General features: G+C 66.0%; 5 protein-coding genes, 1 tRNA gene and 2 rRNA genes (1 of these 8 only partly in view). 5 read left to right on the top strand and 3 right to left on the bottom strand.

The window, feature by feature from the left end; all coding sequences use genetic code 11:
* From ABNQ38_RS10990 to ABNQ38_RS10980, 3 genes are all read left to right on the top strand, one after another.
* A 23S ribosomal RNA gene (locus tag ABNQ38_RS10990) occupies nt 1-338 on the top strand (it extends 2,407 nt beyond the left edge of the window).
* A 147-nt stretch (nt 339-485) separates the two neighbouring features.
* A 5S ribosomal RNA gene (gene rrf, locus ABNQ38_RS10985) occupies nt 486-601 on the top strand.
* An 81-nt stretch (nt 602-682) separates the two neighbouring features.
* Nucleotides 683-759 (top strand) — tRNA-Met (locus tag ABNQ38_RS10980).
* Here ABNQ38_RS10980 and ABNQ38_RS10975 read toward each other — a convergent pair.
* Nucleotides 716-1,156 carry a recombinase family protein gene (locus ABNQ38_RS10975; protein WP_377807413.1) on the bottom strand — a complete coding sequence of 147 codons (441 nt, stop codon included), beginning with the start codon at nt 1,154-1,156 and terminating at the stop codon, nt 716-718. The two genes, ABNQ38_RS10980 and ABNQ38_RS10975, sit on opposite strands and share 44 nt — an antisense overlap.
* A 116-nt stretch (nt 1,157-1,272) precedes the next feature.
* Here ABNQ38_RS10975 and ABNQ38_RS10970 point away from each other — a divergent pair, with 116 nt between their 5' ends.
* Nucleotides 1,273-2,517 (top strand): IS701 family transposase, encoded by a 1,245-nt coding sequence (locus ABNQ38_RS10970; RefSeq protein WP_377806866.1) that lies wholly within the window; start codon nt 1,273-1,275, stop codon nt 2,515-2,517.
* A gap of 356 nt (nt 2,518-2,873) precedes the next feature.
* Here ABNQ38_RS10970 and ABNQ38_RS10965 read toward each other — a convergent pair whose 3' ends face one another.
* Nucleotides 2,874-3,503, bottom strand: coding sequence for a hypothetical protein (locus tag ABNQ38_RS10965; protein ID WP_377806865.1), 630 nt, complete (start codon nt 3,501-3,503; stop codon nt 2,874-2,876).
* A 303-nt stretch (nt 3,504-3,806) separates the two neighbouring features.
* Between ABNQ38_RS10965 and ABNQ38_RS10960 the strand changes: the two genes are divergently transcribed.
* On the top strand, nt 3,807-4,844 hold the full coding sequence (locus tag ABNQ38_RS10960) for an ABC transporter substrate-binding protein (RefSeq protein WP_377806864.1): 1,038 nt from the start codon (nt 3,807-3,809) through the stop codon (nt 4,842-4,844).
* An 81-nt stretch (nt 4,845-4,925) separates the two neighbouring features.
* Here ABNQ38_RS10960 and ABNQ38_RS10955 read toward each other — a convergent pair whose 3' ends face one another.
* On the bottom strand, nt 4,926-7,661 hold the full coding sequence (locus ABNQ38_RS10955) for a PAS-domain containing protein (RefSeq protein WP_377806863.1): 2,736 nt from the start codon (nt 7,659-7,661) through the stop codon (nt 4,926-4,928).
* Nucleotides 7,662-7,691: the final 30 nt, after the last annotated feature.

The following is a 7,691-nucleotide window of genomic DNA, read 5'->3' as shown; positions in this document are numbered from 1 at the left end:
GCTGTTCGCCGATTAAAGTGGTACGTGAGCTGGGTTTAGAACGTCGTGAGACAGTTCGGTCCCTATCTGCCGTGGGTGTCGGAGTTTTGCGAGGATCTGTCCCTAGTACGAGAGGACCGGGATGGACATACCTCTGGTGCACCGGTTGTCACGCCAGTGGCATGGCCGGGTAGCTAAGTATGGACGGGATAACCGCTGAAAGCATCTAAGCGGGAAACCCACCTCTAAACCAGAGCTCCCTTGAGAGCCGTGACAGACCATCACGTCGATAGGAGGCATGTGGACGGGCAGCAATGCCTGAAGCTAAGCCTTACTAATCGCTCGATCGGCTTGATCTCGACACCACTAACCGTGCCATGCGCAGCAGCAAGCCTGCTCGAAAACAGCAGCTTGACCAGCGCATCGCCGTTCGATACATCCTCAAATCACTTGCACGAACAAGCATACGCGCTTTCGGTAACAGCGTCGGTCTTGTGCCTCGGTGACCTGGTGGTCATGGCGAGGTGTCAAACACCCGATCCCATCCCGAACTCGGCCGTGAAAAGCCTCCGCGCCAATGGTACTGCGTCTTAAGACGTGGGAGAGTAGGTCGCCGCCAGGTCGCTCAGGCACAAGAGACGCTCAAAGCCAAAGCACAAACGCTTGCATCTTCACCAACTCCATGACCCGACAATGATACATCCGCGGGGTGGAGCAGCCCGGTAGCTCGTCAGGCTCATAACCTGAAGGCCGCAGGTTCAAATCCTGCCCCCGCAACCACCATTACCGAACGCACCCGTTCCCGAAGGCCGGCCGCTTGCGAAGCGCCGGCCTTCGCTGCGTTCGGGCCCAGCCCAAGGCTGAGCAACGCTACCAGATCGCCCTCCAACTCGACCATCAACCGGTTCAGGCGCACCCAATCGGACTCGTCATTGAGGCTGGCAACGCGCTTGGCAGCATCAGCCGGGTTGCGGCTGAAGCCTTGACGATTGAACACCAACACGCCTGCGTGGAGCGCGTTCCGCAGGATGCCGCTCGCCCGCTGGTGATGGCCGCGGATGGTGGTGTCGCGCCAGATGCCGCCACGAGGGCCGGGAACGCGGCGGTCGTTGAGGCCGCGAGCGATCTGCTTGGGGCTGTGGCCGCCCGCGAAAGCGGTGAAAATCTCGCGGACCACCTCACCCCTGGGGTGACGGGCGGTTTAGCATCGTGTCCGAAATATCAGATCCTGATTAGCATTACAGTTGCGATGGAACGCCGTCCCGCCTGTTGAACAGGCTTTGGGATGTCGCCATGTCCGGTGTCGCGGTCGAGGACCTGCTGGGGCTGTGGTCAGAGGAACTGCGTGGAGCCAAGGCCGGGCTTCGGCCGCTGTTCTTGCAGTCCGGCACGGCGGCATCAGCCGGCGCGTTCCTAGACGGGCTGCTTGGGCCGGAGCGGCGCAAGACCGGGTGGATGCGCGCCGAAGCCGCAGGTGATAGGGGCCCCTGGCGTCAGCAGGCGGTGCTCGGCCGGACCATTTGGGATGCCGACGCGTTGCGCGACGTGGTCCGCGACTGTGCGCTCAATGCCTTGACCGAACCCGACGCCACGCTGGTGATCGACGAAACCGGCTTCCTCAAGCAGGGGAAAGCATCCTGCGGCGTCGGGCGCCAGTACACCGGCTCGGCGGGAAAGATCACCGACTGCCAGATCGGCGTCTTCGCCGTCTACACCTCGTCCAAGGGCCACGCCTTCATCGACCGGCAGTTCTACCTGCCTAAGGACTGGACGGGCAACCCAGACCGCCTCGCCAAGGCCCACGTGCCCGAGGATGTGCGCTTCGCCACCAAGCCGGCCATAGCCGCGGCGATGGTGCGCCGGGCGATTGACGCGGGAGTGCCTTTCGCTTGGGTGGCAGCCGACAGCGTCTATGGCGTCGGTGAGTTGGAGATGGTGTTGCGCCGTGCCGGCAAAGGCTACGTGCTCGGCGTGACCGGCAGTCACCATTTCAATTCCTGGAGCCCGACTTTGTCGGTGTCTGGAACCGCCGAGAAGATCGCCAGGGACCTGACGGCGGAGAGCTGGAGTCGCTTGTCGGCGGGCGATGGCACCAAGGGGCCGCGGCTCTGTGACTGGGCCTACCTGGAACTGGCCGATTTCGATCCTGAGATGGTTGGAGCGCCGCCCGGCCTGGGCCTCTGGACGCGCGGGCTGCTGGTACGGCGACGCCCCGTTGATGGGGAACTGGCCTTCTTCACAACCTGGTGCCGGCACGGTACGCCGGTGGACACATTGGTCCGCGTCGAGGGACAACGCTGGTCGATCGAGGACGCCTTCGAGACGGCGAAGACCGAGCTGGGACTGGATCACAACGAGACGCGGAGTTGGCACGGCTGGCACCGGCACGTCTCGCTGGTCATGCTCGCCTTCGCCCTGCTGGCCGTGGTCCGGCACAAGGCCGATACCCTTGCCACGCCCCCAAAAACGATGAGGAAAGTTCCTCGCCCATGGTCCGTTGGTCGATGCAGGAGATCCGTCGTGTTGCCGACCGCCTGACCCGGCGGTCGATCAAGCCCGCAACCGTCATCGCATGGTCGGCGTGGAGGCGATGCCATCAAGCGCTCGCCTGCCAAGCACACCGTACAAAAGCGCAACTGTAATGCTAAACCCCCTGTCCGACTCGTTGCCGTTGGTCGTTGTGGACAGCTGGGACGAGGTGTGCGAGCAGGGAAATCTGGAGCGACGGCTCGATCAAATCGGCGACGCAACGGCCGGGGAACGGGTGTGGCGTCGCCTTCACCCACAGCGATCTATCGAAATCATGCGCGCCGCATTGAGCGACCCGGTTTCGCTGGACCGACCCTGAAGCCGGCAACCCGGTCTCCGCAAGACTAGGGCCGGTTCACTTGGCGTCACGTCCGCTGTTTCGGATGGAAGAGGGACTGGGGGCGCAGAGGGGCTTCGTTGAACAGGCCGAAAGCCTGAATGACCATTCCGGTCGGTACGGTGAGGCCGCGGGCGACGCCGCTCCCCTTGAGAACGCCACCCCGCCGGTCCGGGTCTGGGTCGCGGTGGCTGCCGCCGGCCTGGAGCCTGCAATTCTGCATCCGGATCGCGCCGAGGACCTGGGCTCCGTCACCGATATGGTTGTCGAGTGCGAGCGAACCGGCGCCGAGCAGCCGGACGCGGCTGCCGATCTCGATCAGGCCGTCGGGATGATCGGCCTTGATGGTGAAGCCACCCTCTTCGCCGATTTCGGTGTCGGCACCGATTGTCACCCGCGCGCCGGCCGCGACGATGCGTGTGCCGGGAAAGAGCCGGGTGCCGCTGCCGACCGTCACCTCGCCGCTCGCCGTCGCCTGAATGATCGTGCCGGGCCAGAGCGTGACGCCGGCCGCCAGGGTGACGCCCGGTGAAACCAGGGTCGAAAACGGATCGAGCACCAGAACACCGTCGTCGGCAAGCGCTGCCACCGCCTCGACGGGCAGGAAACCGGCGCATCCGCGCGCCCGGTTGGCGGCGGCGACGAGAGAGTCACTCAAGATAGCCGGCCTCCGCGCGCCTCGATCCGGGCAGAGCCGGGCGCCTTCGGTTAACAGTGTTTCGCCGATTTCCCATAATGGTGACATCCGCCATTCATTCGGCCCTTGTATGAACAATTGGAAACAATGGTGCCGGCAAACAATGCGGCATGCACAAATGCGGAGCGGTCGAAGGAACACGGAAAGTTGCCTTTGTCCCTCCTCGCCATTGATACCAGCATTTCCCTGACGTGCCAAAGCTTTTGGGCGACGCGGTATCGTCAGAGAAAACAAGAACACAAGTCCACTCGGAGGATTCCTCTCATGGTTGGTGCGGTTGCCAAGATGAAGTCTGTCGGTGTCGGCATCGGCGCGCTGGTTGCGCTTGCCACGATCCCGGCTTACGCACAGGGAAGCGTCACCGTCATGTGCGGTGTGCAGGAGGAATGGTGCAAGGCCATGGTCGTCGCCTTCGAGAAGAAGACCGGCATCGGCGTCGCCATGACCCGCAAGAGCGCCGGCGAGGCTCTGGCCCAGATCCGTGCCGAGGCGGCCAATCCGAAAATCGACATCTGGTGGGGCAGCTCAGGCGATCCGCATCTCCAGGCGGCCGAGGAAGGCCTGAGCGTTGCTTACGAGAGCGGGCAGATGAAGGACCTGCAATCCTGGGCGGAGAGCCAGTACAAGCAGTCGCAGGGACGAAGCGTCGGCGTCTATGCCGGTGCGCTCGGCTTCGTCTACAACACCGAGATGCTTGCCAAGCGGGGCATCCAGCCGCCGAAATGCTGGGCCGACCTGCTGCGCCCGGAGTTCAAGGGCGAGATCCAGATGCCCAACCCCAATTCGTCGGGGGGGGCCTATACCGCGGTGGCGACCCTCGTGCAGATCTTCGGGGAGGATGCCGGCTTCGATTATCTGAAGAAGCTGAACGAGAGCATCAACCAGTACACCAAGTCCGGTGCCGCACCCGCGGCGGCGGTGGCGCGGGGCGAGACGCTGGTCGGCATCTCCTGGGTCAATGACAGCGTCATCCAGAAGGTGAACAAGTTCCCGGTCGAGATCTCGACCCCCTGCGAGGGGACCGGCTACGAGATCGGTTCGATGAGCATCCTGAAGGGCGCCAAGAACCTTGAGGCAGCCAAGAAATTCTACGATTTCGCCCTGACGCCGGAAGCACAGGACTATGGTGCCGTCAACTTCCAGATGACGCCGTCCAACAAGCAGTCGGTGCTGCCGCCCGACGCGCCGAAATTCGAGGATGTCCGGCTGATCGACTATAATTTCCAGAAATACGGCATGGTCGAGGAGCGCAAGCGGCTGCTGAGCCGTTGGGATGCCGAGATCAAGTCCGCCGCCAACTGAACAGGCGCCCCGGCTTCGGCGAGCCCGCTTTCCCCATGCCGGGGGAGGCGGGCTTTTCCGTTTTTGGGAGCCTGTTCGGTGTCAGGCCTGTCCCGGCAGGGCCGAAATCTCCGCCCGGCCACGGGCCACCGGCGGGGCACCACCCAGGACGTTGCGGATCTGGGCGGCCAGCAGGGGCTTCTGGTAGGGCTTTTGAATGAAGTGGATGTCGAGCGGCAAGCTGGCACTTTCCACCAGGAAGTCCCGCGCGTAGCCGGAGCAGAAGAGGGTCTGGAGCGTCGGTTGCCGGACCTTGGCGACGGCGACCAGGGCGGGGCCGTTCATGCCGCCGGTCAGGATGACGTCGGTGAACAGGAGATCGAACGCGGTCCCCTCCAGCAAGAGCAGCGCCTCTTCCGCTGAGGCGGCCGGCACCGCCCGGTAGCCCAGCGCCGTCAGCATGTCGACCGTGGTCGTGCGGACGGCGGGATCGTCCTCCACCACCAGGATGCGCTCGGGGCCGCCTTCGACCGGGCCGGGGTCGCGCGGCAGGACCAGTGTTCCCGGCAGCATCCGGGCGCGCGGGAAGGCCATCGCCACCAGCGTGCCGACGCCGGCCTCGCTCTGGATGTCGACCTTGCCGCCCGACTGGCGGACGAAGCCGTAGACCATCGACAGGCCGAGACCGCTGCCCCGCCCGAAGCGCTTGGTGGTGAAGAAGGGCTCGAAGACGCGGGACAGCACGGCGGGCGGCATGCCGCTGCCGTCGTCGCGGACCGACAGGACGATGGCGTCGCTCCCATCCTGCCTGGAATCCTGCGTGGCGGCTTCCGTGGCGATGACGATGGTGCCACCATCGGGCATGGCGTCGCGGGCATTGACGACGAGATTGAGCAGCGCGTTCTCCAACTGGCCGGGATCGACCAGGGCGGGGGGCAGCCCCGGCGTCAGCGCCGTCTTCAGGACGATGCCGCCACCCAGCCCATAGGCCAGCAGGTCGAGCATGCCCTCCACCAGCTCGTTCAGGTCGACGGCCTGCGGCTGCAACGCCTGCTGCCGCGAGAAGGCGAGCAGCCGCTGGATCGTCGTGGCGCCGCGCTCTGCGGCGTCGAGCGCCCGCAGCGCCTTGCTGCGCACCGGGTCCTGCTCCGGCGACTCGTCGTGGATCATCTGCAAATTGCCCATGATCGCGGCGAGCAGGTTGTTGAAGTCGTGGGCGATGCCGCCGGTCAACTGGCCGACCGCCTCCATCTTCAGGGCGTGGCGGAGCTGCTTCTCGATGTCTTTGCGTTCGGTCAGGTCGGAATAGGTGGTGATGAAGCCGCCGGACGGCATCGGGCTGCTGTGCAGCTCCACCACCCGGCCATCGGGGAAGTGATGCTCGCAGCGGACCGCCTGTTCCGTGCGCAGCCGGGTCAGCGCGTCGAGATCGACGCTGCTGCCGTCGAGCATGCGGATGCCGACCCCGCGCCGCAACAGGCTGCGTTGCAGTTCCGCCAGTTCGCGGCCGGCGACCTCGGCCGGGGTGAAGCCGTTGAGGTCGAGGAAGCGCGGATTCCAAGTGACCAGCCGGCCATTCTCGTCGAACACCGACAGCCCGTCGTTCATGTTGACGAACACCGCTTCCAGCATGCGGGAGTTTTCGCCGAGCTTGCGGGCCAGCGCGTCGCGCTCCGCGACATTCTCCTTGAAGACGCTGAAGGCGCGGGCCAAGTCGCCGATCTCGTCGGGCCGGCCGGTGGCGGGGACGCTGACCAGCCGGTCGCCGCCGGCCAGCGCCGACATCGCCCGCGTCACCGCGCGCAGGTTGCCGGCGACGTCGCGCATGACATAGACCGCCGCCGCGATGGCGGCGAGTGCGCACAGGGCACCAAGGGCGAGGATGCTGGCCTTGCCAGAGGACAGGGCGGAGAAGGTCGCGTCGCCCCGGCTGCGCGCCGCCGTCTGCATCGTGCTGGTGACGCTTTCGACCTCGCGGTTCAGCTGGACCGACAGGGTGTTGGCGGCGGCGACCAGGAAACGGCTGCGCTGCTCGATGCCGAGCTGGCGGGTGCGGATGTCGAAGACGGCCGACTGGGTGTCCAGCACGGTCAGAAGCTGGTCGAGCGAGGGCGCCATGATCGCCAGCGCCGGGGCGGTGGTGTCGATTGCCCGCAGGGTCTGCCGGTCGGCATCGAAGCCGCTGTACCAGCGCGCGAGGTCGGCCGGGCTGGTGGTCGTCAGGGCGGCGGAGACGGCGTCGCGCGTGCGGTCGGCCAGCCGCAGGACCGAGAAGGGCAGGGGCGGCGTCCCGGTTCCCTCGAGGCCGTGGAAGCCGGGATGCTCGAAGGTCTTGGCCGCGGCCCCGGCCAGCGTCTCGCCGAGGATGCGCTGGTGTTCCAGCCCGAGCCGGATCGCCGATGCTTCCGCCCGCACGGCGATGGCCTCGCCGGTGACGTCCATCAGGTTGCGCAGCGTGCCGTCGAGCCGGCCGGCGAGGCGGACCAGCGACGGCACGTCGGACGGGACATGCAGCGAGGCGCGCTCCAGCCCCGGCAGGCGGTTGACCAGCCCCGTCAGGTCGGCGAGCTTGAGTTCGAGCTGGCTGCGCTCCTCGTCCAGGCTGGGCGTCGCCTCGATGGCGGCGATGAAGGGCGCGCGGGCGGCCAAGCCGGTGCTCAACTCCGCCATCCGCATCGCCAGCGCGATGTTGCCCAACCCCTCGCGCTGGAGGGAAAGCAGGGCGCGTTCCGTCTCCCCCAGCCCGAACCAACCGACCCCGCCGACTGCCGTCGTCAGGACCACCATGGCTCCGAAGGCGGCGAGCAGCCGGCCGCGAACACTAACGGGGGACAGCATGCGTCTGACCATCGGGTTGGAGGCTAGCGC

Source organism: Azospirillum sp. A29 (genome assembly GCF_042604625.1).
In the GTDB taxonomy this organism is placed as follows: domain Bacteria; phylum Pseudomonadota; class Alphaproteobacteria; order Azospirillales; family Azospirillaceae; genus Azospirillum; species Azospirillum palustre.
Note: the sequence above shows the minus strand (reverse complement) of the source record. Positions and strands in the feature narration are given on the sequence as shown.